This is a genomic window from Pseudomonas sp. VA159-2, assembly GCF_024126635.1.
GTDB lineage: Bacteria > Pseudomonadota > Gammaproteobacteria > Pseudomonadales > Pseudomonadaceae > Aquipseudomonas > Aquipseudomonas muyukensis.
The window spans coordinates 15,729-38,218 of the sequence record NZ_JAMYBV010000013.1 but is presented as its reverse complement, the minus strand read 5'-3'; the positions used below and the strand labels follow the sequence as shown (position 1 = coordinate 38,218).

Below are 22,490 nucleotides of genomic sequence, written 5' to 3'. Positions count from 1 at the left end.
ACAGGCGGTTCCACATAATCGGTGGAAAGTTTTCCACCTGTGGAAACAAGGGTTTGCAGCGGGCTTGTGGAGTGTTTCAAGAAAGATATGCGACAAGTTGTCCACATGTTGCCAGGCGCCGCGATTCCCTGTAGGAGCGGCCTTGTGTCGCGATTGGGCCGCGAAGCGGCCCCAAGACGTCGGCATCATACAAAATCGCCGGGGCCGCTTCGCCGCCCAATCGCGACACACGGCCGCTCCTACAAAGGCCGTGCTTAATCCTCAGTGCCCGCCCAGATAGGCGCTGCGCACCTCCTCGTTGACCAGCAGCTCCTGCCCGGTACCGGTCATGCGGATCTGCCCGTTGACCATCACGTAGGCGCGGTCCGACAGCTTCAGCGCATGGTTGGCGTTCTGCTCGACCAGGAAGATGGTCATGCCGGTCTGCGCCAGCTCGCGCAGGGTCGCGAAGATCTGCTTGACCACGATCGGCGCCAGCCCCAGCGACGGCTCGTCGAGCAGCAGCAGCTTGGGCCGGCTCATCAACGCCCGGGCAATCGCCAGCATCTGCTGCTCACCGCCGGACATGGTCATCGCCCGCTGGTTACGCCGCTCCTTGAGCCGTGGGAACAGCTCGTACATGCGCTGCATGTCGGCATCGGCGTGCTTGTCGCCAATGGGAATGGTGCCCATCATCAGGTTTTCCTCGACGGTCATGTCGGGGAACACCCGGCGCCCTTCCGGGGACTGGGCGATGCCGTTGGAGGCGATGTAGTGCGACGACTTGCGGGTGATGTCGGTGCCGCGGTAGACGATCTGCCCGGACGCCGCCCGCGGCTGGCCGAAGATCGACATCAGCAGGGTCGACTTGCCCGCGCCGTTGGCGCCGATCAGGCTCACCGTCTCGCCCTCGTCGATGTGCATCGAGACCTTCTTCAGCGCCTGGATCGGCCCGTAGAACACGTCCAGGTCCTTCAGCTCGAGAATGGGTGCACTCATACCAGTTCCTCTTCGTCGGCACCCAGGTAGGCGGCGATCACCGTCGGGTTGTTGCGGATGTCCTGTGGCGCGCCCTCGGCGATCACGTTGCCGTGGTCGAGCACGACGATATGGTCCGAGATGCTCATGACCATGCCCATGTCGTGCTCGATCAGCACCACGGTGATGTCGTGCTCGTCGCGCAGCACGCGGATCATGCGGCTGAGCGCCTCGGTTTCCTGGGGGTTGAGGCCGGCGGCCGGCTCGTCCAGGCAGATGATCTTCGGCCGGGTGCACATGGCCCGGGCGATTTCCAGGCGCCGCTGCTGGCCATACGACAGCTCGCCGGCCAGGCGGTTGGCGCAGTCCACCAGGTCGACCACCTCCAGCCAGTAGAAGGCATGGTCCAGCGCGTCGCTCTCGGCCTTGCGGTAGCCGGGGGTATTGAGCACCCCGGCCAGCAGGTTGCGGTTGACCCACATGTGCTGGGCCACCAGCAGGTTCTCCACCACCGACATTTCCTTGAACAGGCGGATGTTCTGGAACGTCCGCGCAAGACCTGCGCGGTTCACCAGGTGGGTGCCGCCGAACATCTTGTAGTACAGGCGGTTGGCGAAGCGTGCCGGGGACACGAAGTCCACCGCCTGGAAGCGTTCGCCCAGCAGTTGGATGACATTGGTGGTGCTGCCGCGCACGTTCAGCTCGATGCGTCCGCCACTGGCCTTGTAGAAGCCGGTCAGGCAGTTGAACACGGTGGTCTTGCCGGCGCCGTTGGGGCCGATCAGGGCGAAGATCTGGTTGCGCTTCACTTTCAGGCTGACATCGCTGAGCGCCTTGATCCCACCGAACTGCATCATCAGGTTATCGACCGACAGAATGATTTCGTCGCTCATGGCGCCACTCCTTTACGCGGGACCACGCCGGTACGGCTGATGCGGATCAGCCCCCGTGGTCGCCAGATCATCATCAGCACCATCAGCACGCCGAACAGCAGCACCCGGTATTCCGAGAAGCTGCGCAGCAGCTCCGGCGCCACGGTCAGCACGAAGGCGGCGATCACCACACCCACGGTCGAACCCATGCCGCCGAGCACGACGATGGCCAGGATCAGCGCCGACTCGAAGAAGGTGAACGACGACGGGTTGACGAAGCCCTGGTAGGTGGCGAAGAACACCCCAGCCAGGCCCGCGGTGGAAGCCCCGAGGGTGAACGCCGAGAGCTTGACCAGCACATGGTTCAGGCCCATCGAACGGCAAGCGATCTCGTCTTCGCGCAGCGCTTCCCAGGCACGGCCCACCGGCATGCGGGTCAACCGGTGCTTGATGTACAGCACCGCCAGTACCACCAGGAACAGCACCGCGTAGATGAACACGAACTTGAGGTTGGCGTTGTATTCGAAGCCGAAGAACTCATGGATCGGCACCCCGCCGTCCTTGGCCCGGCGGCCGAACTCCAGGCCCAGGAAGGTCGGCGCCGGCGCCGGCATGCCATTGGGGCCGCCGGTGAACGACAGCCAGTTGTTCAGCACCAGGCGGATGATCTCGCCGAAGCCCAGGGTAACGATGGCCAGGTAGTCGCCATGCATCCGTAGCACCGGGAAGCCGAGTATGCATCCGGCCAGCGCCGCGGCGATGGCCGCCAGTGGCAGTACGCTCCAGAAGCCCAGGCCCAGGTACTGGTAGCCCAGCGCCAGGCCGTAGGCGCCGATGGCGTAGAACGCCACGTAGCCAAGGTCGAGCAGGCCGGCCAGGCCCACCACGATGTTCAGGCCCAGGCCCAGCAGCACGTAGATCAGGCCGAGGATGACCACCGTCAGCAGGTACTTGTTGGCGAAGATCGGGAACACGATGGCGATCACGATCAACGCCGGGATGATGTAGCGCAGCCGCGTCTTGTAGTTGGGCGCCAGCACATGCACGCCGGAGCCGCCGCTGTCGAAGCCTTGCTGGATGCGCTGGCCGGCGGCGGTCTGCAGGAACAGGCTGAGCACGAAGCGCCCCAGCATCACCGCGCCGACCAGCCAGGCCACGCGCGCGGGTTGGGCGTTGAAGCTGTAGCCGTCGAGCACCACGCCGACCACCGGGCCGAACACGATCAGCGCCAGCAGGCCGGCGACGACCGTTTCGATCAGGCTGCGCTTGAGGTCGAAACTCTTGGTTTGTGTAGCTTGGGCAGTATTGGCAACAGACATGTTCACACCTTAGCCACGAGTGGGCGGCCCAGCAGGCCTTGTGGACGGAAGATGAGGATGATCACCAGCAGCGAGAAGCTGAACACGTCCTTGTAGTCGGAGTTGATCATGCCCGAGAACAGCGACTCGGAGATCCCCAGGATGATCCCGCCGAGCATGGCCCCCGGCAGCGAGCCGATGCCGCCGAGCACCGCGGCGGTGAACGCCTTGATGCCGATGATGAAGCCGGCGTAGAAGTCGAAGGTGCCGTAGTTCATGGTGATCAGCACCCCAGCCAGGGCGGCCATCACCGCACCGATGACGAACACGTAGGAAATCACCCGGTCGGTGTTGATGCCCAGGATCGAGGCCATCTTGCGGTCTTGCTGGGTGGCCCGGCACATGCGTCCGAGCTTGGTGTACTTGATCACGTAGGTGAGCAGGCCCATGCCGACGAAGGCGGCCACGAGAATGAAGATCTTGGTGTAGGTCAGTTGCACGAAGCCTGTGCCCACCTCGACGCGCATGGCCCCTTCGAGCAGGGTCGGCACGCCTTGCTGGCGGGCGCCCTGGCTGATCTGCGCGTAGTTCTGCAGGATCAGCGAAATGCCGATGGCGCTGATCAAGGGCGCCAGGCGGGTGGAGTTGCGCAGGGGTTTGTAGGCGATGCGTTCGATGGTGAAGCCATAGACGCCGGTGACGACGACGGTGAACAACAGCGTGCCGAGCATCAGCAGCGGAAACGACTCGATGCCGAAATAGGCCAGCAATGCCAGGCTGATCGCCGCCAGGTACGCGGAGATCATGTACACCTCGCCGTGCGCGAAGTTGATCATGCCGATGATGCCATAGACCATTGTGTAGCCGATGGCGATCAGGCCGTAGACCGACCCGAGGGTCAGGCCGTTGACCAGTTGCTGCAGGAAAATACCATCCATAACGCAATCTCACCTGATTGAGATTGCACGAGCGCCGACCACGCAGGGCCCGGATGCAGCGGCCCTCGCAGCGCAGAACTGTGCACATCTACTGACAATGACAGGTACCGCGGGGCAGCGGCCCGGAGCGTCGCGCGCCCGGGCCGCGGGCCGTTGTTATTGTTGTTTTTCCAGCTGGTGGTACTTGCCGTTGGCATCCCACTGGTAGACCACGTAGTCGGAGACGGTCAGGTCGCCCTTGCTGTCCCACTTCTTCTCGCCCATGACCGTCTTGACCGGGTTGGCCTTGAGCCACTTGGCGGCGTCTTCGCCCTTGTTCGACTTGGCGCCGTTGAACGCGGCGGCCAGGGCCTGGACCGAGGCATAGGCGTACAGGGTGTAGCCTTCCGGCTCGGTGCCGTTCTTGCGGAACTCCTCGACCACCGCCTTGCTGTCGGGCAGCAGGCGCGGGTCGGCGCCGAAGGTCATGTACACGCCGTTGGTGTACTGGGCGCCGCCAGCGGTGGCCACCAGTTCGTCGGTGACGATGCCATCGTCGGACATGAACGCCACGTCCTTCAGGCCCTGTTCGCGCAGTTGGCGCACCAGCGGGCCGGCCTCGGGGTGCAGGCCGCCGAAGTAGACGACATCGGCACCGGCGGCGCGGATCTTGGTGACCACGGCGCTGAAGTCTTTCTCGCCGCGGGTCAGGCCTTCGTACAGCACCGGTTTGACGCCACGCTTCTCCAGCTGCGCCTTGGTCGCGTCGGCCAGGCCCTGGCCATAGGTGTCCTTGTCGTGCAGCACCACCACTTTCTTGCCCTTGAGCACGTCGACGATGTAGTTGCCGGCGACGATGCCCTGCTGGTCGTCACGGCCACACATGCGGAACATGGCGTTCAGGCCGCGCTCGGTGACCTGCGGGTTGGTCGAACCAGGGGTGATGGCGATCACGCCAGCCTCGTCGTAGACCTCGGAAGCGGGGATGGTGTTGGAGGAACAGAAGTGGCCGACCACGCCGCTCACCTTGTCCTGGTCGACCAGGCGGTTGGCCACGGCCACGGCCTGCTTGGGCTCGCAGGCGTCATCGCCCTTGACCAGGACGATCTTCTCGCCATTCACGCCACCGGCCTTGTTGATCACATCGGCCGCGGCCTGCGCACCTTTCATGTACTGCTCGCCAAACGCTGCGTTGGCCCCGGTCATCGGGCCCGCGACGCCGATCTTGATGTCGGCCTGAACATACGAAGAAACACCCAGGGCCGTGGCCACGGCCAGGGCCAGGAAACCTTTCTTGTAAAACGTCTGCGACATGAGGTGGTGCTCCTAGAGTATTTTTTTTGGTTGGCACTACAACTTCTCAGCCCTGTGCTCCGAGCAAGGGCCGTGCCATTGGATTTGTCTTCTGGGAAAACACACTGTGACGGGCGCGGGGATGCGACCGGCGGCCTTTTCTTTATTGAGCGTGCAACCGTCTGCCATGAGGCAAGCGCCACCGACACGCCTAGACAAGGAGCAACCGTCGAGTGCCATCATTGCAACCCTGGCAAGTGTTAACGTGCAACCACGCTGTAACAGCGGACGTCACCGAACTGCACACCACTGGTGCGCGACTGCTACAGGGAGCACTGTTTGAAGGCTAGCGGGTGCACGGAAAACTACCTGCTCGGCCACCTGCTGCAGGTTGCCTGTGGCGCCGGCTTGCCGGCGAAGAGGCACATCAAAGCCGCAAAGGCTGGCACAATACCCACCATTGCCCGCCCTGGAGCTTCCCCCTGATGAGCGAGAGCGCATTCGCCGAGCGCATCGTGCACAACCTGCTCGACACCGACTTCTACAAACTGACGATGATGCAGGCCGTGCTGCACAACTACCCGGACGCCGACGTCGAATGGGAGTTTCGCTGCCGCAACGGCGAGGACCTGCGCCCCTACCTGGGCGAGATCCGCCACCAGCTCGAGCGGCTCGCCGAGCTCACCCTGGATGACGGCCAGCTGGCCTTCCTCGAGCGCATCAGCTTCCTCAAGCCAGACTTCCTGCGCTTCCTGCGCCTGTTCCGCTTCAACCTGCGCTACGTGCGCATCGGCATCGACAACGACCAGCTGTTCCTGCGCCTGAAAGGCCCATGGCTGCATGTGATCCTGTTCGAGGTGCCGTTGCTGGCGATCATCAGCGAGGTGCGCAACCGCCAGCTGCATCCGCGCATGCGCCTGAGCGAAGCCCGCGACCAGCTGCACCGCAAGTTCGACTGGCTGCGCGCCCATGCCAGCGCCGACGAGCTGGCCGAGTTGCAAGTGGCTGACTTCGGCACCCGTCGGCGCTTCTCCAGCCGGGTCCAGGCCGAGGTGGTGCAGGTGTTGCGCGATGACTTCCCGGGGCGCTTCGTTGGCACCAGCAACGTCGACCTGGCCTGGAAGCTGGACATCAAGCCGCTGGGCACCATGGCCCACGAATGGATCATGGCCCACCAGCAACTCGGCCCACGGCTGATCGACAGCCAGATCGCCGCGCTGGACTGCTGGGTCCGCGAGTATCGCGGCCTGCTCGGCATCGCCCTGACAGACTGCATCACCATGGATGCCTTCCTGCGCGACTTCGACCTGTACTTCGCCAAGCTGTTCGACGGCCTGCGCCACGACTCGGGCGACCCGGTACAGTGGGCGGAAAAGGCCATCGCCCATTACCAGAAGCTCGGCATCGACCCGATGACCAAGACCCTGGTGTTCTCCGACGGCCTGAACCTGACCCGTTCGCTGGAAATCTTCCGCGCCCTGCGCGGTCGCATCAACGTCAGCTTCGGCATCGGCACCAACCTGACCTGCGATATCCCGGGCGTGGCGCCAATGAGCATCGTGCTGAAAATGACCGACTGCAACGGCTCGCCGGTGGCGAAGATCTCCGACGAAGCCGCCAAGACCCAGTGCCGCGACGCCAACTTCGTCGCCTACCTGCGTCACGTATTCAAAGTCCCCAGCAAGGAGTAACCCATGCAAGCCGTACAGCAAGAGATTGCCCAGGCCCTCAAGGTGCAGCCGCCGTTCGCCGATGCCGCCGCGCTGGAGACGGAAGTCGCCCGGCGTGTGGCCTTCATCAAGGACTGCCTGGCCAATGCCCGGCTCAAGACCCTGGTGCTGGGCATCAGCGGCGGTGTCGATTCGCTGACCGCCGCCCTGTTGGCCCAGCGCGCCATCAACGAGCTGCGCGCCGAGACCGGCGACAAGGCCTACACCTTCATCGCCGTGCGCCTGCCATACCACGTGCAGCACGACGAGCACGACGCCCAGGCCTGCCTGGAGGTGATCAAGGCCGACGAGGTGCATACCATCGACATCGCCCCGGCGGTAAAGGCCCTGGCGGCGGAAGTCGAGGAACTGAAGCACGGCTCGCCGAACCTGGTGGACTTCGTCGTCGGCAACGTCAAGGCGCGCATGCGCATGGTCGCCCAGTACACGGTCGCCGGCGCCCGCGCGGGCCTGGTGATCGGCACCGACCACGCCGCCGAGGCGGTGATGGGCTTCTTTACCAAGTTCGGTGATGGGGCCTGCGACCTGGCGCCGCTGAGCGGGCTGGTGAAAAATCAGGTGCGGGCTATTGCGCGCACTTTTGGCGCACCGGAATCGCTGGTGGAGAAAGTTCCGACCGCGGATCTGGAAGACCTCGAGCCGGGCAAGCCGGACGAGGCGTCACACGGCGTGACCTACCAGCAGATCGATGCGTTCCTGCATGGGCAGCCGGTGAGCCAGGAGGCGTTCGACATCATCGTCGCCACCTACCGCAAGACCCAGCACAAGCGCGAGTTGCCGTTCGCCCCTTGAGGCCAATGGGGCTGCTACGCAGCCCTTTCGCGACACAAGGCCGCTCCCACAGGGGATCACATTTCCCTGTGGGAGCGGCCTTGTGTCGCGAAAGGAGGGCAAAGCCCTCCCCTGCTCAGCCAATCTTACTTGACGACAACCTTGCCTTTCATCATCGAGATGTGGCCCGGGAAGGTGCAGAAGAAGCTGTAGTCACCACCGGCTTCCAGCTTGGCAGTGTCCAGCTTGATGGTGTCTTTCTCGCCGGCGCCGATCATCTTGGTGTGGCCGATGATCGCGGCGTTGTCGGCCTTGATGTAGTCCTTGTCCAGGCCCTGGGACATGCCTTCGGTGGCGATGGCCTGCATGTCGGCGGTCTTGCTGATCACCAGGTTATGGCCCATGACATTCTTCGGCAGGCTGCCACCGTGGGTCAGTTCGATCTCGACGGTCTTGCAGCTCTTGTCGATGGTGAATTCCTTGGTGTTGAACGACATCTGGTCGGTGGAGTCGACAGTCACCTTGCAGTCGGCAGCAAAGACCGAGGCGCTGGCGAGGGTCAGCAGGGATACCGCTACAGCTTTCGCAAACATCATGAATCTCCTTGGCAGGGTTTTATCAATTGCGAGACTGCCTGAAAACCGGACGCCCGTACCTGATGTGGGTCAAGGGGTGTCAAGTGGCCAGACAGTAGATTTGTTCAATGGATTGTATACAACCAATCAAAGTGCACATCATGCCCTCTTGATAGACGATGGGACAACCTCTCATTTAGGAGTTGAATGAAATGTCCCTTTCCAGCTTCATGAACAGCCTGCTTGCCGCCTACGCCCACGGCGCCAGTGGCGCCATCTGCGAGTTCGCCCGCCCCGAGTGATCTCCCCCTTGGAACCGACAGGCATGCGCCTTACCCTGTGCGCGCATGTAAAGGGAGATAAGCAATGCCTGTACGTTCCGTTTGTGTCTTCTGCGGCGCCAGCATCGGTGCCAACCCCGCCTATCGCGAAGCCGCCGTGGCCCTTGGCCAAGTCATCGCCCGCCGTGGCCTGACCCTGGTCTACGGCGGTGGCGCGGTCGGCCTGATGGGCACCGTCGCCGATGCCGCGCTGGCCGCTGGTGGCGAAGTCATCGGCATCATTCCGCAGAGCCTGATGAACGCCGAGATCGGCCACAAGGGCCTGACCCGCCTGGAAGTGGTGGACGGCATGCATGCGCGCAAGGCGCGCATGGCCGAGCTCAGCGACGCCTTCATCGCCCTGCCGGGTGGCCTGGGCACGCTGGAGGAACTGTTCGAGGTATGGACCTGGGGGCAACTGGGGTATCACGCCAAGCCGCTGGGGCTACTGGATGTGAATGGGTTCTATGAAAAGCTCGGCGGGTTCCTCGACCATATCGTCGAAGAGGGCTTCGTGCGGCCGCAGCACCGGGCGATGCTGTTGCTTGGGCAGCAGGCGGATGAGCTGCTGGAGGGGATGGATCGGTTCGAGTCGCCGGTGCTGCCGAAGTGGGTCGACAAGCAGCCTGATTGAACGCTGATATCCCGGGACCGCTTTGCGGTCCCGTGAAAGATCAATCAACGCGGAATGACAGGCTGGCGCGGCTTCTTGCCCTTGCCACCCTTGGCCGCCTCCTTGCGTTCCTTGGCCGCCTGCTGGTTGCGGGCGAATGCCTCGGCCTTGGCCTTCTCGCGCTTGTCCCACGGCTTGCTGCCATCGCTGGCGCGTGGCGGCAGGCCGGTGTGCTGGGTGAGGATCTTCTGGTCCTTGCCCACCTTGTGGCTACCGGCCGGGGTCGAGTTCTTGCGCCGGGCACTCTGGTAACTGTCGGTCGCAGGCTGGTGCAGCGGGATCAGCTGGTGCTTGCCCGGCCCGATCAGGTCGGCACGGCCCATGCGCTGCAGCGCCTCACGCAGCATCGGCCAGCCCTTCGGGTCGTGGTAGCGCAAGAACGCCTTGTGCAGGCGGCGCTGCTCCTCGCTCTTGACGATCTGAACCCCTTCGCTCTTGTAGGTGACCTTGCGCAGCGGGTTCTTGCCCGAGTGGTACATGGCCGTGGCCGAGGCCATGGGCGAAGGGTAGAACGCCTGCACCTGGTCGGCGCGGAAGCCGTTGCCCTTGAGCCACAGGGCCAGGTTCATCATGTCTTCGTCGGTGGTGCCCGGGTGGGCGGCGATGAAGTACGGGATCAGGTACTGCTCCTTGCCCGCCTCTTTCGAGAACTTCTCGAACATGCGCTTGAAGCGGTCGTAGGTGCCGATCCCCGGCTTCATCATCTTGTCCAGCGGACCACGCTCGGTGTGTTCCGGGGCAATCTTCAGGTAGCCACCGACGTGGTGGGTAACCAGCTCGCGCACGTACTCCGGCGATTCCACCGCCAGGTCGTAGCGCAGGCCCGAGGCGATCAGGATCTTCTTCACCCCCGGCAGGGCACGGGCCTTGCGGTACAGCTCGATCAGCGAGCTGTGGTCGGTGTTGAGGTTCTCGCAGATGCCCGGGAACACGCACGACGGCTTGCGGCAGTGCTTTTCGATGTCATGGCTCTTGCAGGCGATGCGGTACATGTTGGCGGTCGGCCCGCCAAGGTCGGAGACCACGCCGGTGAAGCCCGGCACCTTGTCGCGCATCTCCTCGATCTCGTGCAGGATCGACTCGTGCGAACGGTTCTGGATGATCCGCCCTTCGTGCTCGGTGATCGAGCAGAAGGTGCAGCCACCGAAGCAGCCACGCATGATGTTGACCGAGAAGCGGATCATCTCGTAGGCCGGGATGCGCTCCTTGCCATAGGCCGGGTGCGGGACGCGCGCGTACGGCATGCCGAAAACGTAGTCCATTTCCTCGGTGGTCATGGGAATGGGTGGCGGGTTGAACCACACATCCACCTCGCCATGCTTCTGCACCAGGGCGCGGGCGTTGCCCGGGTTGGTTTCCAGGTGCAGCACGCGGTTGGCGTGGGCATAGAGCACCGGGTCGTTGCGCACCTTCTCGAACGACGGCAGGCGGATGACCGATTTCTCGCGGGTCACGCTCGGGCTGTCGAGGATCTGCACCACCTTGGCTTCGTTGGGGTCTTGCTGGTCGCCCTTGGCCTGCTCGATGGCGCAGGCCTGGGTGTCCTGGGTGTTCACGTAGGGGTTGATGATCTTGTCGACCCGGCCCGGGCGGTCGATGCGGGTGGAGTCGATCTCGAACCAGCCTTCGGGGGTGTCACGGCGCACGAAGGCGGTGCCGCGAATATCGGTGATGCTTTCGATACGCTCGCCCTGGGACAGGCGCTGGGCCACCTCGACGATGGCGCGCTCGGCGTTGCCATACAGCAGGATGTCGGCGCTGGCATCGATCAGGATCGAGTGGCGGACCTTGTCCTGCCAGTAGTCATAGTGGGCGATGCGGCGCAGCGAGGCCTCGATGCCACCGAGCACGATCGGCACATGCTTGTAGGCTTCCTTGCAGCGCTGGCTGTACACCAGGCTGGCGCGATCCGGGCGTTTGCCGGCCAGGCCGCCGGGGGTGTAGGCGTCGTCGGAACGGATCTTCTTGTCCGCGGTGTAGCGGTTGATCATCGAGTCCATGTTGCCCGCCGCCACGCCGAAGAACAGGTTCGGCTCGCCGAGCTTCATGAAGTCGTCTTTGGACTGCCAGTTGGGCTGGGCGATGATGCCTACGCGAAAGCCCTGGGCTTCGAGCAGGCGGCCGATGATGGCCATGCCGAACGAGGCATGGTCGACGTAGGCATCCCCGGTCACGATGATGATGTCGCAGGAATCCCAGCCGAGCTGATCCATCTCCTCCCTGCTCATGGGCAGGAAAGGCGCTGGCCCGAAGCATTCGGCCCAGTACTTGGGATAGTCGTAGAGTGGTTTGGCTGCTTGCATGTCAGTGACCGGTTCTGGTGTGCAGGAAAATCGCGGGCGCGGAATATAGCACAAATTTTGACCAAATCCGACGATAGTGGTCGGATTCATGGGCGAGCGATACCAGCCGGCTCCTGCATCCACCCATAGGAGCCGGCTTGCCGGCGAAGCGGCCAGTGGCTTATTCGTCGTCGTCGAAGTTGTACATGCCCGGCGCGAGGTTCTCGAAGCGGGTGTACTTGCCGATGAACGCCAGGCGGATAAAGCCGATGGGGCCGTTACGCTGCTTGCCGATGATGATCTCGGCCACGCCCTTGTGCTCGGTCTCGGGGTGATACACCTCGTCGCGGTAGACGAACATGATCACGTCGGCGTCCTGCTCGATCGCTCCGGATTCACGCAAGTCGGAGTTCACCGGGCGTTTGTTCGGGCGTTGCTCCAGGGAGCGGTTGAGCTGCGACAGGGCGATCACCGGGCAGTTGAACTCCTTGGCCAGGGCTTTCAACGAGCGGGAGATCTCGGAAATCTCGTTGGTGCGGTTGTCACCGGCAGAGCCTGGAATCTGCATCAACTGCAGGTAGTCGACCATGATCATGGCGATCTCGCCGTGCTCACGGGCCAGGCGCCGGGTACGCGCGCGCATTTCCGACGGGCTGATGCCGGCGGTATCGTCGATGAACAACTTGCGGTCGTTGAGCAGGTTCACCGCCGAGGTCAGGCGCGGCCAGTCGTCGTCGTCCAGCTGGCCGGAACGCACCTTGGTCTGGTCGATGCGCCCGAGCGAGGAGAGCATACGCATGACCAGCGACTCACCTGGCATCTCGAGGGAGAACACCAGCACCACCTTGTCGCTGCGCAGCACGGCGTTTTCCACCAGGTTCATGGCGAAGGTGGTCTTGCCCATCGACGGACGGCCGGCCACGATGATCAGGTCGGCCGGCTGCAGGCCGCTGGTCTTCTCGTCCAGGTCGGTGTAGCCGGTGGAGATGCCGGTGATGTCGCTGTCGGAATTGAACAGCGTATCGATGCGGTCGATGGCCATGGTCAACAGCTCGTTGACCCCCACCGGGCCGCCGGTCTTCGGCCGCGCTTCGGCGATCTGGAAGATCTGCCGCTCGGCGTCGTCGAGGATCTCCTCGGCATTGCGCCCTTGCGGGTTGAAGGCGTTGTCGGCGATGTCGGTGCTGATGCTGATCAGTTGGCGCAGCGTGGCCCGCTCGCGAATGATCGCGGCGTAGGCCTTGATGTTGGCCACCGATGGGGTGTTCTTGGCCAGCTCGGCCAGGTAGGCCAAGCCGCCGACCTGGGTCGACAGGCCTTCCTTGTCCAACTGCTCGTGCAACGTGACCACGTCGAACGGCTGGTTCTGGTCCGCCAGCTTGTGGATGGCGCGGAAGATCAGGCGGTGGTCATGCCGATAGAAGTCACCGTCCGAAACCTGGTCCAGCACCCGCTCCCAGGCGCTGTTCTCCAGCATCAGGCCACCGAGCACGGCCTGTTCGGCCTCGATGGAATGCGGCGGCACCTTCAGGGCAGCGGTTTGCAGGTCGAGCTGTTCGGAGGTAGTGATCTCGTTCATGGCCACGAAAGAATTCTGGAAGATGAAAAAGACAAAGGGCACGGCCTGTAGGAAACAGGACCGTGCCCGATGTTAACCGCCTGACCCACCAGGGGCCAGTCGATTAAAGCCGCTTAGGCAGCTACGACGACCACGCGTACGGTGGCTTCGACGTCGCTGTGCAGGTGCACGGCTACGTCGTATTCGCCAACCTGACGGATGGTGCCGTTCGGCAGACGAACTTCAGCCTTGGCCACTTCAACGCCGGAGGCGGTCAGGGCGTCAGCGATGTCGTGGGTGCCGATCGAGCCGAACAGCTTGCCTTCGTCGCCAGCGGTGGCAGTGATGGTCACTTCCAGCTCGGCCAGTTGGGCAGCGCGGCTTTCAGCCGAAGCTTTCTTGTCTGCTGCAGCTTTTTCCAGCTCGGCGCGGCGCTCTTCGAACGCAGCCAGGTTGGCGGCGTTGGCAACGGTGGCCTTGCCGAACGGCAGCAGGTAGTTACGGCCGTAACCAGCCTTAACGTTTACTTTGTCGCCCAGGTTGCCCAGGTTGGCGACTTTTTCCAGCAGGATCAGTTCCATTTGGTAAAACCTCTTAACTTTTAACCTTCACCGTTCGCGGAGTCGTCACCCTGTGAAGGGGACTTGCGACCGCGAAAATCAATCAGGCTGTCGACAATGGCCAGAACCACGAGCAACGGATAAATCAGCTGCATGAGCAGCGGTAGCGTCACGTACAGCCCCACCAGCCAGAAGCCGGCGAGTCGCCCCTGCGCCACCAGCCCATGAACCAGGGCGATGGCTGCCAGCAGCAGCACCAGGCTGGAGGCCGATGCCAGCACGATGAACTGCGGCCCGAGGAACGGACCCAGCACCATCAGCGACACCAGTGCCAGCATGGGCACTTTCGGCAACCGCAGTTCGCGAAATTCGCGACCGAAGCCACCGGGGTTGTACAACGCCGCTTGCCAGTAACGCGCCAGCATCAACGCCAGCACACTGAACAACTGCAGCATTACCGCACTGGAGGCGATCAGCAACGGACTGATCAGCTCACCGGGCAGCACCGGCTTGCCTTCGAACTGCGGCAGGGCTTTTTCAAGCGCCTGGGCCAGCACCTCGAAGGTGTCACGCAGCACCACATCAAGGACCAGGCCATACAGCAGCGCCAGCACGATGCTTGACAGCAGTATCCGGGCCCAACTGTGCTCGGCGCGCAATAGCGCGGCCAGCCCCAGCGTCCCCAGAAACACCAGCAAGGTGCTTGGCTCGCCGAACACCCACATCGCCACGCCGGGCAAAAGGCCCCAGGCGATGACCGATGATGCATCCTTGAACCCGCGCCGCAGGAACACCAGGCTCCCGGCGGCGGCACTCAACCAGAACAGCAGCGGCAGTACCGCGCTGATGACCACCACGAGGGTGGCCTGCACACGACCGCGCATGATGAAACTAGCTAACGCTCGCATGCGTATCCCTTGCTACCTAGTCGACGACCCGGTCTCAGCGGCCGTGGCTGTCGGTGTAGGGCAGCAGGGCCAGGAAGCGGGCGCGCTTGATAGCGGTAGCCAGCTGACGCTGATAACGAGCTTTGGTACCGGTGATGCGGCTTGGAACGATCTTGCCGGTTTCGGATACGTAAGCTTTCAGGGTGTTGAGATCTTTGAAGTCGATCTCTTTCACGTCTTCAGCAGTGAAGCGGCAGAATTTACGACGACGGAAGAAACGTGCCATGTGATTGGCTCCTCAAGAAGGTCCGTGGATTACTCGTCAGCGTTGTCGCTGTTGTCGCTGTCATTGCTGTCGTCGCCATCGGCGCCATCAGCATTTTCAGGACGTTCACGACGCTCACGGCGCTCGCTGCGGTTCTCTTCGGCCTTGAGCATCTCGGACGGGCCGGTAACGGCTTCGTCGCGACGGATGACCAGGTTACGGATCACGGCATCGTTGTAGCGGAAGTTGTCTTCCAGCTCGGCCAGGGCCTTGCCGGTGCACTCAACGTTCAGCATCACGTAGTGAGCCTTGTGAACATTGTTGATTGCGTAGGCCAGCTGACGGCGGCCCCAGTCTTCCAGGCGGTGGATCTTGCCACCATCTTCTTCGATCAGCTTGGTGTAACGCTCAACCATGCCGCCGACTTGCTCGCTCTGGTCCGGGTGAACCAGGAAGATGATTTCGTAATGACGCATGAATGCTCCTTACGGGTTAGTAGTCTGCCAGCAATCTGGTCAGACAAGGAGTGAATGACACTGTATGTCTTGCCCTGAGCGAAGGCGCATGCGCGCCTGCCAACTCGGCAAGGGGCGCAATTGTAGAGAAGGCCGCGGGGACAAGCAAGGTAATTGGCGATTATTTGAACAACCCGGCATCGGCCGTTCTGGTAGGAGCCATTGCTGGCGAAACAGGCAGCACAGGGCATGGCACCGGCTACGCCGGTGCTCGCCGGCAAGGCCGGCTCCTACAGAGATAACGCCCGCTTTCAGGTTTTCTGACGCTGACGCACGGCCTCGAACAGGCACACCCCGGTGGCCACCGAGACGTTCAGGCTGCTGACGCTGCCGGCCATCGGCAGCTTGACCAGGAAGTCGCAGTGCTCGCGGGTCAGGCGACGCATGCCCTTGCCTTCGGCGCCCATGATCATCACCAGCGGGCCCGTCAGGTCCTGCTGGTAGATTTCCTGCTCAGCCTCGCCGGCGGTGCCGACCACCCACAGCCCGCGCTGCTGGAGTTTCTCCAGGGTGCGGGACAGGTTGGTCACGGCCACCAGCGGCATCACCTCGGCGGCGCCGCAGGCGACCTTGCGCACCACGCCGGTGAGCGTGGCCGACTTGTCCTTGGGGATCACCACGGCGGTGGCGCCGGCAGCATCGGCGGTGCGCAGGCAGGCGCCGAGGTTGTGCGGGTCGGTGACGCCATCGAGCACCAGGATCAGCGGCGGGGTCTCGGTGCGCTCGAGCAACTCGTCGAGCATCGCTTCGCCCCACACCTGGCTCGGACTCACCTCGGCGACCACGCCCTGGTGCACGCCCTCGACCCAGGCGTCGAGCTCGCGACGTTCGGCCTGGCCGACCTGCACGCGATTCTGCGCGGCCAGCTCCAGCAGTGCCTGGATACGCGGCTCGCTACGCCCCTCGGAGAGCCAGATCTGCTTGACCCGCTTGGGGTGGTGTTGCAGCAGTGCCTGGACGGCATGCACGCCGTAGATCTTTTCCAGCTGACTCATGGCTTGCTCTTGCCTTTACGTGGCGCGCCGGACTTCGACGGCCCCTTGCGATGCTTGGTCTTGCCCGACGCCTTGGCGCCCTTCTCCGGCTTGCTGCCGGCATGGCGCGCTTCGCCCATCAGGGCTTTTTTCATCTCGCGGCTCTTGCGCACTTCGGCGTTGCGCTGCACGGCGTCTTTCGGGAAGTACGCCTCGGCAGCCTCGCTCTTGCGGCTGCGCGGCTTGGGCGAGATCTTCGCCTCGGGCGCCGGGGCTGCTTCAGGCGCGGCCTTGCCGGCCACGGCCTTACCTGCGGCGGCAGGCTTGCGGCCGACCGGCGCGTTGACCGTGGCTTCGGACATTTCGAAGTCGATCTTGCGCTGCTCGAGGTCGACGCGCATGACCTTGACTTCCACGGTGTCGCCCAGGCGGAAGCTGCGGCCGCTGCGCTCACCCGACAGGCGGTGGTGCACCGGGTCGAAGTGGTAGTAGTCACCCGGCAAGGCGCTGACGTGCACCAGGCCCTCGACATAGATATCGGTCAGCTCGATGAACAGGCCAAAACCGGTCACCGCAGTGATCACGCCAGGGAAGGTTTCGCCCACGCGGTCGCGCATGTACTCGCACTTGAGCCAGTTGACCACGTCGCGGGTGGCCTCGTCGGCGCGGCGCTCGGTCATCGAGCACTGCTCGCCCATCTGCTCCAGGCTGTTCTCGTCGTACGGGTAGATACGCGCCTTGGGGATGCTCATGGCACCGGCACGCTTGACGTGCGGGGTGTCGACCTTGGAGCGGATCACGCTGCGAATGGCGCGGTGCACCAGCAGGTCCGGGTAACGACGGATCGGCGAGGTGAAGTGGGTGTAGGCCTCGTAGTTCAGGCCGAAGTGGCCGTTGTTCTCGACGCTGTACACCGCCTGGCTCAGCGAGCGCAGCATGACGGTCTGGATCAGGTGGAAGTCCGGGCGCCCGGCAATGCTCGCCAGCAGGGCCTGGTAATCCTTGGGCGACGGGTCCTTGCCCTTGTGCAGGGTCAGGCCCAGCTCGCCGAGGAAGGCGCGCAGTTTCTCCAGGCGTTCCGGCGGCGGGCCGTCGTGCACGCGGTACAGCGAGGGGACGTTGTGCTTTTGCAGGAATTCGGCGGTGGCGACGTTGGCCGCCAGCATGCATTCCTCGATCAGCTTGTGGGCGTCGTTGCGCACGGCCGGGCGAATTTCGTCGATCTTGCGGTCATCGCCGAAGATTATGCGGGTTTCCTGCGTTTCGAAATCGATGGCGCCACGGGTGTGACGGGCATCGACCAGCACCTTGTACAGGTTGTACAGGTTCTTCAGGTCCGGCAGGACCTCCTTGTACTCCTCGCGCAGCGCCTTGCCCTCGCGGGTGCGGGCATGCTCGAGCATGCTGCTGACCTTGTTGTAGGTCAGGCGAGCATGGGAGTGGATGACGCCTTCGTAGAACTGGTAGTCGACCATCTGGCCGGCCTTGTTCATGGTCATTTCGCACACCATGGCCAGGCGATCGACGTGCGGGTTCAGCGAGCACAGGCCGTTGGACAGTTCCTCGGGCAGCATCGGGATCACCCGCTCGGGGAAGTACACCGAGTTGCCGCGCTGCTGGGCCTCGACGTCCAGGGCCGAGCCCAGGCGCACGTAGCTGGACACGTCGGCGATCGCCACGTACAGGCGCCAGCCGCCGGAGAACAGGCGCAGCTTGCCCAGGGGTTCGCAGTAGACGGCGTCGTCGAAGTCGCGGGCGTCCTCGCCGTCGATGGTGACGAACGGCAGGTGGCGCAGGTCGATGCGCTTCTCCTTGTCCTTCTCCTCGACTTCCGAGCGGAACTTGCGCGCTTCCTTGATCACGTCCTTGGGCCAGACATGCGGGATGTCGTAGCTGCGCAGGGCGATGTCGATCTCCATGCCCGGGGCCATGTAGTTGCCGATCACCTCGACCACGTCACCCTGGGGCTGGAAGCGCGGAGTGGGCCAGTGGGTGATCTTGATCGACACGAACTGGCCGATCTTCGCTCCGCCGTTGCGCCCGGCGGTGACCAGCACTTCCTGCTGGATCTTCGGGTTGTCCGGGGTCACGTAGCCAATGCCGCCTTCTTCGAAGTAGCGGCCGACCACGCTTTCATGGGCGCGGGAGATGACTTCCACCAGCACGCCTTCGCGGCGACCACGGCGATCGACACCGGAAACCCGGGCCAGGCCACGGTCGCCGTCGAACACCAGGCGCATCTGCGCCGGGCTGAGGAACAGGTCCTCGCTGCCGTCGTCGGGGATCAGGAAGCCGAAGCCATCGCGGTGGCCGGAGACACGGCCGCAGATCAGGTCGAGCTTGTCCACCGGGGCATAGGTGCCGCGCCGGGTGTAGATAAGCTGACCGTCACGCTCCATGGCGCGCAGGCGGCGGCGCAGGGCTTCGATCTGGTCTTCTTCGTAAAGACCGAATTCTTCAGCCAGCTGTTCGCGGGCAGCCGGTTCGCCACGGTCGGCGAGGCGCTGCAGGATCAGCTCACGGCTAGGAATAGGATTGTCGTATTTTTCCGCTTCGCGAGCGGCCTCGGGATCGAGGGATTGCCAATCGGCCATCAGAAGGGGTTCACCTTGGGGTATATAGATAGGAATTCTGGCATAGGCGTATTGAAACCGGAAATCTCAGCCTTGGACAGCCCCGCCACGGTGTTCGGTGAGCGACAATCGGCCTGCGGAATCAACAAGTTGAATTTTTTGAGATTTTTTTCGACCGGGGGCTTTACAGGCATCAGGAGCGTCCGTATAGTGCGCACCACAACGACGGACAACCCCGAAGTTGTAGTAGAGATGAACGACGCTGTAAAGCCTCTTTATCTCGAAGGTGTGCCCAGGTGGCGGAATTGGTAGACGCGCTGGTTTCAGGTATCAGTGGCTTAACGGCCGTGGAAGTTCGAGTCTTCTCCTGGGCACCAAATATTTTCAAGTGACAGATGACCAAGGATCTGTTGCTACTGTGCGAAAGCGTACGATAGTCGCCTTCGACAGATGATGCAAAGCTTTGCCCAGGTGGCGGAATTGGTAGACGCGCTGGTTTCAGGTATCAGTGACTTAACGGTCGTGGAAGTTCGAGTCTTCTCCTGGGCACCATACAAAAACCCACTAGCTTGCTAGTGGGTTTTTTCTTGCCTGCGATTTTTGCAAGCAACCAACGCCCCCCTGTAGGAGCGGCCTTGTGTTGCGAAAGGGTCGCGCAGCGGCCCCCGGTTTCTGCGTGCACACCAAATCGCCGGGGTCGCCGTGCGCCCCTTTCGCGACACAAGGCCGCTCCTACATTGCCCATGAATTTCCCGTCATGCGCCCATTTGAGAAACGATTTCGTTTACCATTGTTTCCAAATATGTAGCCGTAAGCGAGGAAGTACCCGCATGACGATCCGCCCGCAACCGCTGATGCGCACCCTGGCCGCTGCAGTTCTGAGCCTGGTGATCGGCGCTCCGGCCGCCCTGGCAGACGAGCCCGTCACGTTGACGATGTACAACGGCCAGCACAAGGAAATCGGCGAAGCCATCGCCAAGGCCTACGAGGCCAAGACCGGTATCCACATCAATATCCGCAAGGGCAGCAGCAACCAGCTGGCCAGCCAGATCATCGAGGAAGGCGCGCGCTCGCCGGCCGACATCATCTACACCGAAGAATCGCCACCGCTGAACAACCTCGGCGAGCTGGGCCTGCTGGCCAAGATCGACGACGCCACCGCGAACATGATGCCCAAGGAATATGTAGGCGCCAACGGCACCTGGATGGGCATCACCGCCCGCACCCGCATCGTGGTGTTCAACCCGAAGAAGATCGACGAGAAAGACCTGCCGACCACGGTGATGGATTTCGCCAACCCCGAATGGGACGGACGCGTCGGCTATGTCCCCACCAGCGGCGCCTTCCAGGAACAGGCCGTGGCCATCCTGAAGATGCACGGACGCGAAGCCACCGAGGAATGGCTGACCGGCCTGAAGGCGTTCGGCAAGACCTACACCAACAACATGGTTGCCCTCAAAGCCGTGGAAAAAGGTGAAGTGGCCGCAGTGCTGGTGAACAACTACTACTGGTATGCCCTTGAGCGCGAGCGCGGCAAGCTGGATTCCAAGCTGTACTACCTGGCCGATGGCGATGCCGGCAACCTGGTCACCGTTTCCGGCGCCGCGGTGGTCAAGGCCAGCAAGCACCCCAAGCAAGCCCAGGCCCTGCTCAACTGGATGGCCAGTGAAGAGGGCCAGCGCGTGATCACCCAGACCACCGCCGAGTACCCACTGCACAAAGGCATGGTCTCCGATCGCGGCCTGAAGCCGTTCAACGAACTGCGCCCGCCGCAGATCTCGCCAGCCGACCTGGGCAATGCCGAGGAGGCCATCGAGCTCGAACGTGAGGTTGGCCTGCTCTGATGACCGCCGCCCTGCCCTCGCCCGCCCTGGCTCGCTTCGTTGCGCGGCGCAAACGCCCATCCGTCTGGGTAGTGCTGCCCGTGCTGTTCCTGGTGGCCATGAGCGTGCTGCCCTTGCTGTATGTCGGGCTCAAGGCCTGGGACGCCGGCTGGCATGAAGCGCTGCGCCTGCTCTGGCGCCCGTTCGTCTGGGGCTTGCTGCGCAACACCCTGCTGCTGATGGTCGGCGTCACCCTGCTGTGCCTGGTCGTCGGCGTGGCCCTGGCCTGGCTCCTGGAGCGCAGCGACCTGCCAGGCCGGCGCCTGTGGGGCGTGCTGCTGTGCCTGCCGTTCGCCGTGCCGTCGTTTGTCAGCAGCTTCACCTGGGTGTCGCTGAGCTCGGACTTCGAAGGCCTCGGCGGGGCGATCCTGGTGATGGCGCTGTCCAAGTACCCACTGGTGTTCCTGCCGGTGGCCGCCACCCTGCGCAACCTCGACACCGCGCTCGAGGAGTCGGCACGCACCCTGGGCTGCAGTCGCTGGGGGGTGTTCCGCAAGATCACCCTGCCGCTGCTGTGGCCATCGATGCTCGGCGGCGCGCTGCTGATCGCCCTGCACATGCTGGTGGAGTTCGGCGCGCTGTCGATCCTCGGCTTGCAGACCTTCACCACGGCGATCTACCAGCAGTTCGAGCTGGAGTTCAGCAACGCCAATGCCGCGATGCTTTCGGCCGTGCTGCTGGCGCTGTGCCTGGCGATGCTGTGGCTGGAACTGCGGGTGCGCGGCAAGGCCCGCCACGTGCGCATCGGCCAAGGTGTGGCGCGCCGCGCCCAGCCGCTGCGCCTGGGCGGCTGGATGCCCCTGGGGCAGCTGTTCTGCCTGGCACTGGCGGTGCTGGGCAGCGGCATTCCGCTGGCGATGCTCGGCTACTGGCTGAGCGTCGGCTCGTCGGCGGCGTTCCCGGTTGCAGCCATCGGCAAGGCACTGGTCACTTCGCTGTCGGTGTCGCTGGGCGGCGCCGGCTTCTGCGTGCTGCTGGCGTTGCCGATCAGCTTCCTGGTGGTGCGCTACAAGGGGCGCCTGGCGATCTGGGCCGAACGCCTGCCATACCTGCTGCACGCCCTGCCCGGCCTGGTGATCGCGCTGACCCTGGTGTTCTTCGCCTTGCACTACGTGCCGGCGCTGTACCAGACCACTGCCTTGCTGATCCTGGCCTACGCCCTGCTGTTCCTGCCGCTGGCCCAGTCGCCGGTGCGCACGGCGCTGAACAAGGCCTCGCCAACCCTGGAAGAGGCGGCGCGAACCCTGGGCGCGAGCAGCTTCGCGGCGTTCTGTCGGGTCACCCTGCCGATCATCTTCCCGGCGATGGCGGCGGCCTTCGCCCTGGTGTTCCTGGATGCGATGAAGGAGCTGACCGCGACCTTGCTGCTCAGCCCCACCGGCATGACCACCCTGGCCACCGAGGTATGGGCGCACACCGCCAATGTCGAGTTCGCCGCGGCGGCGCCGTATGCGGCGTTGCTGATCCTGGTCTCGGGGCTGCCGGTGTATCTGCTGACCACGCGGATGTATCTGAACAAGGCGTGACACCCCTGTTCGCCGGCAAGCCGGCTCCTACGGGTTTCGTGCAGGAGCCGGCTTGCCGGCG

Annotated in this window: 19 protein-coding genes and 2 tRNA genes; 7 read left to right on the top strand and 14 right to left on the bottom strand. The window is 63.5% G+C overall.

The genetic code is table 11. The annotated features are described in order from the left end of the window. Positions 1-261: 261 nt before the first annotated feature. The 5 genes from NJG22_RS14600 to NJG22_RS14580 all read right to left on the bottom strand — a co-directional run bounded on the left by NJG22_RS14600 (position 262) and on the right by NJG22_RS14580 (position 5,358). The gene (locus NJG22_RS14600) at positions 262-978 is read right to left on the bottom strand and encodes an ABC transporter ATP-binding protein (protein WP_134690268.1); all 717 of its coding nucleotides are present in this window, start codon (positions 976-978) and stop codon (positions 262-264) included. Beyond that, entirely contained in the window at positions 975-1,850 is an 876-nt protein-coding gene (locus tag NJG22_RS14595) for an ATP-binding cassette domain-containing protein (protein WP_253095457.1), read from the bottom strand. Before NJG22_RS14595 ends, NJG22_RS14600 begins: the two co-directional genes overlap by 4 nt. After that, positions 1,847-3,148, bottom strand: a complete 1,302-nt coding sequence (livM, locus tag NJG22_RS14590; RefSeq protein WP_253095456.1) for a high-affinity branched-chain amino acid ABC transporter permease LivM — start codon at positions 3,146-3,148, stop codon at positions 1,847-1,849. The genes NJG22_RS14595 and livM overlap by 4 nt, the downstream gene beginning before the upstream one ends. A 2-nt stretch (positions 3,149-3,150) precedes the next feature. After that, the gene (locus tag NJG22_RS14585; RefSeq protein ID WP_134690271.1) at positions 3,151-4,065 is read right to left on the bottom strand and encodes a branched-chain amino acid ABC transporter permease LivH; all 915 of its coding nucleotides are present in this window, start codon (positions 4,063-4,065) and stop codon (positions 3,151-3,153) included. A gap of 156 nt (positions 4,066-4,221) precedes the next feature. After that, the gene (locus NJG22_RS14580; protein WP_253095454.1) at positions 4,222-5,358 is read right to left on the bottom strand and encodes a branched-chain amino acid ABC transporter substrate-binding protein; all 1,137 of its coding nucleotides are present in this window, start codon (positions 5,356-5,358) and stop codon (positions 4,222-4,224) included. 464 nt (positions 5,359-5,822) lie between these two features. Between NJG22_RS14580 and pncB the strand changes: the two genes are divergently transcribed. Beyond that, complete coding sequence (gene pncB / locus NJG22_RS14575) at positions 5,823-7,028, top strand: nicotinate phosphoribosyltransferase (protein WP_253095452.1); 1,206 nt, start codon at positions 5,823-5,825, stop codon at positions 7,026-7,028. A gap of 3 nt (positions 7,029-7,031) precedes the next feature. Further along, positions 7,032-7,859: an ammonia-dependent NAD(+) synthetase gene (nadE, locus tag NJG22_RS14570; protein ID WP_253095450.1), complete on the top strand. Its 828-nt coding sequence runs from the start codon at positions 7,032-7,034 to the stop codon at positions 7,857-7,859. A 125-nt stretch (positions 7,860-7,984) separates the two neighbouring features. Here nadE and azu read toward each other — a convergent pair whose 3' ends face one another. After that, positions 7,985-8,431, bottom strand: a complete 447-nt coding sequence (gene azu / locus NJG22_RS14565) for an azurin (RefSeq protein ID WP_134690276.1) — start codon at positions 8,429-8,431, stop codon at positions 7,985-7,987. Positions 8,432-8,779: 348 nt separating this feature from the next. Between azu and NJG22_RS14560 the strand changes: the two genes are divergently transcribed. Further along, on the top strand, positions 8,780-9,367 hold the full coding sequence (locus tag NJG22_RS14560; protein WP_253095448.1) for a TIGR00730 family Rossman fold protein: 588 nt from the start codon (positions 8,780-8,782) through the stop codon (positions 9,365-9,367). A gap of 44 nt (positions 9,368-9,411) precedes the next feature. Here the strand turns inward: NJG22_RS14560 and NJG22_RS14555 are convergent, their stop codons facing one another. The 8 genes from NJG22_RS14555 to rnr form a co-directional block, all read right to left on the bottom strand. Further along, positions 9,412-11,709, bottom strand: a complete 2,298-nt coding sequence (locus NJG22_RS14555) for a YgiQ family radical SAM protein (RefSeq protein ID WP_253095446.1) — start codon at positions 11,707-11,709, stop codon at positions 9,412-9,414. 160 nt (positions 11,710-11,869) lie between these two features. Beyond that, positions 11,870-13,267 carry a replicative DNA helicase gene (gene dnaB, locus NJG22_RS14550; protein ID WP_134690279.1) on the bottom strand — a complete coding sequence of 466 codons (1,398 nt, stop codon included), beginning with the start codon at positions 13,265-13,267 and terminating at the stop codon, positions 11,870-11,872. Between the two features lie 113 nt (positions 13,268-13,380). Next, positions 13,381-13,827: a 50S ribosomal protein L9 gene (gene rplI / locus NJG22_RS14545; RefSeq protein WP_134690280.1), complete on the bottom strand. Its 447-nt coding sequence runs from the start codon at positions 13,825-13,827 to the stop codon at positions 13,381-13,383. A 20-nt stretch (positions 13,828-13,847) separates the two neighbouring features. After that, positions 13,848-14,714 (bottom strand): hypothetical protein, encoded by an 867-nt coding sequence (locus tag NJG22_RS14540; RefSeq protein ID WP_217852381.1) that lies wholly within the window; start codon positions 14,712-14,714, stop codon positions 13,848-13,850. A 34-nt stretch (positions 14,715-14,748) separates the two neighbouring features. Next, a complete protein-coding gene (rpsR, locus tag NJG22_RS14535; protein WP_003249563.1) occupies positions 14,749-14,979 on the bottom strand; it encodes a 30S ribosomal protein S18 in 231 nt (76 codons plus the stop codon). 29 nt (positions 14,980-15,008) lie between these two features. After that, positions 15,009-15,434 (bottom strand): 30S ribosomal protein S6, encoded by a 426-nt coding sequence (rpsF, locus tag NJG22_RS14530; RefSeq protein WP_134690282.1) that lies wholly within the window; start codon positions 15,432-15,434, stop codon positions 15,009-15,011. 290 nt (positions 15,435-15,724) lie between these two features. Continuing rightward, positions 15,725-16,468: a 23S rRNA (guanosine(2251)-2'-O)-methyltransferase RlmB gene (gene rlmB / locus NJG22_RS14525; protein ID WP_253095444.1), complete on the bottom strand. Its 744-nt coding sequence runs from the start codon at positions 16,466-16,468 to the stop codon at positions 15,725-15,727. Further along, the gene (rnr, locus tag NJG22_RS14520; RefSeq protein ID WP_253095442.1) at positions 16,465-19,041 is read right to left on the bottom strand and encodes a ribonuclease R; all 2,577 of its coding nucleotides are present in this window, start codon (positions 19,039-19,041) and stop codon (positions 16,465-16,467) included. The genes rlmB and rnr overlap by 4 nt, the downstream gene beginning before the upstream one ends. A 269-nt stretch (positions 19,042-19,310) precedes the next feature. On the opposite strand from rnr, the gene NJG22_RS14515 reads away from it, so the two are divergent. From NJG22_RS14515 to NJG22_RS14500, 4 genes are all read left to right on the top strand, one after another. Then, positions 19,311-19,397, top strand: a tRNA-Leu gene (locus NJG22_RS14515). 88 nt (positions 19,398-19,485) lie between these two features. Beyond that, positions 19,486-19,572, top strand: a tRNA-Leu gene (locus NJG22_RS14510). A gap of 278 nt (positions 19,573-19,850) precedes the next feature. After that, the gene (locus NJG22_RS14505; RefSeq protein ID WP_217852374.1) at positions 19,851-20,864 is read left to right on the top strand and encodes an extracellular solute-binding protein; all 1,014 of its coding nucleotides are present in this window, start codon (positions 19,851-19,853) and stop codon (positions 20,862-20,864) included. Next, positions 20,864-22,429, top strand: coding sequence for an iron ABC transporter permease (locus NJG22_RS14500; RefSeq protein WP_253095440.1), 1,566 nt, complete (start codon positions 20,864-20,866; stop codon positions 22,427-22,429). Before NJG22_RS14505 ends, NJG22_RS14500 begins: the two co-directional genes overlap by 1 nt. Positions 22,430-22,490: the final 61 nt, after the last annotated feature.

What these genes read in the sequence shown, in the direction of transcription:
- rlmB (WP_253095444.1), bottom strand. Translation starts at nt 16,468, where the DNA reads ATGAGTCAGCTGGAAAAGATCTACGGCGTGCATGCCGTCCAGGCACTG.
- rnr (WP_253095442.1), bottom strand. Translation starts at nt 19,041, where the DNA reads ATGGCCGATTGGCAATCCCTCGATCCCGAGGCCGCTCGCGAAGCGGAA.
- NJG22_RS14560 (WP_253095448.1), top strand. Translation starts at nt 8,780, where the DNA reads ATGCCTGTACGTTCCGTTTGTGTCTTCTGCGGCGCCAGCATCGGTGCC.
- NJG22_RS14585 (WP_134690271.1), bottom strand. Translation starts at nt 4,065, where the DNA reads ATGGATGGTATTTTCCTGCAGCAACTGGTCAACGGCCTGACCCTCGGG.
- rplI (WP_134690280.1), bottom strand. Translation starts at nt 13,827, where the DNA reads ATGGAACTGATCCTGCTGGAAAAAGTCGCCAACCTGGGCAACCTGGGC.
- rpsF (WP_134690282.1), bottom strand. Translation starts at nt 15,434, where the DNA reads ATGCGTCATTACGAAATCATCTTCCTGGTTCACCCGGACCAGAGCGAG.
- nadE (WP_253095450.1), top strand. Translation starts at nt 7,032, where the DNA reads ATGCAAGCCGTACAGCAAGAGATTGCCCAGGCCCTCAAGGTGCAGCCG.
- pncB (WP_253095452.1), top strand. Translation starts at nt 5,823, where the DNA reads ATGAGCGAGAGCGCATTCGCCGAGCGCATCGTGCACAACCTGCTCGAC.
- NJG22_RS14500 (WP_253095440.1), top strand. Translation starts at nt 20,864, where the DNA reads ATGACCGCCGCCCTGCCCTCGCCCGCCCTGGCTCGCTTCGTTGCGCGG.
- NJG22_RS14505 (WP_217852374.1), top strand. Translation starts at nt 19,851, where the DNA reads ATGACGATCCGCCCGCAACCGCTGATGCGCACCCTGGCCGCTGCAGTT.
- NJG22_RS14555 (WP_253095446.1), bottom strand. Translation starts at nt 11,709, where the DNA reads ATGCAAGCAGCCAAACCACTCTACGACTATCCCAAGTACTGGGCCGAA.
- NJG22_RS14580 (WP_253095454.1), bottom strand. Translation starts at nt 5,358, where the DNA reads ATGTCGCAGACGTTTTACAAGAAAGGTTTCCTGGCCCTGGCCGTGGCC.
- rpsR (WP_003249563.1), bottom strand. Translation starts at nt 14,979, where the DNA reads ATGGCACGTTTCTTCCGTCGTCGTAAATTCTGCCGCTTCACTGCTGAA.
- NJG22_RS14595 (WP_253095457.1), bottom strand. Translation starts at nt 1,850, where the DNA reads ATGAGCGACGAAATCATTCTGTCGGTCGATAACCTGATGATGCAGTTC.
- azu (WP_134690276.1), bottom strand. Translation starts at nt 8,431, where the DNA reads ATGTTTGCGAAAGCTGTAGCGGTATCCCTGCTGACCCTCGCCAGCGCC.
- dnaB (WP_134690279.1), bottom strand. Translation starts at nt 13,267, where the DNA reads ATGAACGAGATCACTACCTCCGAACAGCTCGACCTGCAAACCGCTGCC.
- livM (WP_253095456.1), bottom strand. Translation starts at nt 3,148, where the DNA reads ATGTCTGTTGCCAATACTGCCCAAGCTACACAAACCAAGAGTTTCGAC.
- NJG22_RS14540 (WP_217852381.1), bottom strand. Translation starts at nt 14,714, where the DNA reads ATGCGAGCGTTAGCTAGTTTCATCATGCGCGGTCGTGTGCAGGCCACC.
- NJG22_RS14600 (WP_134690268.1), bottom strand. Translation starts at nt 978, where the DNA reads ATGAGTGCACCCATTCTCGAGCTGAAGGACCTGGACGTGTTCTACGGG.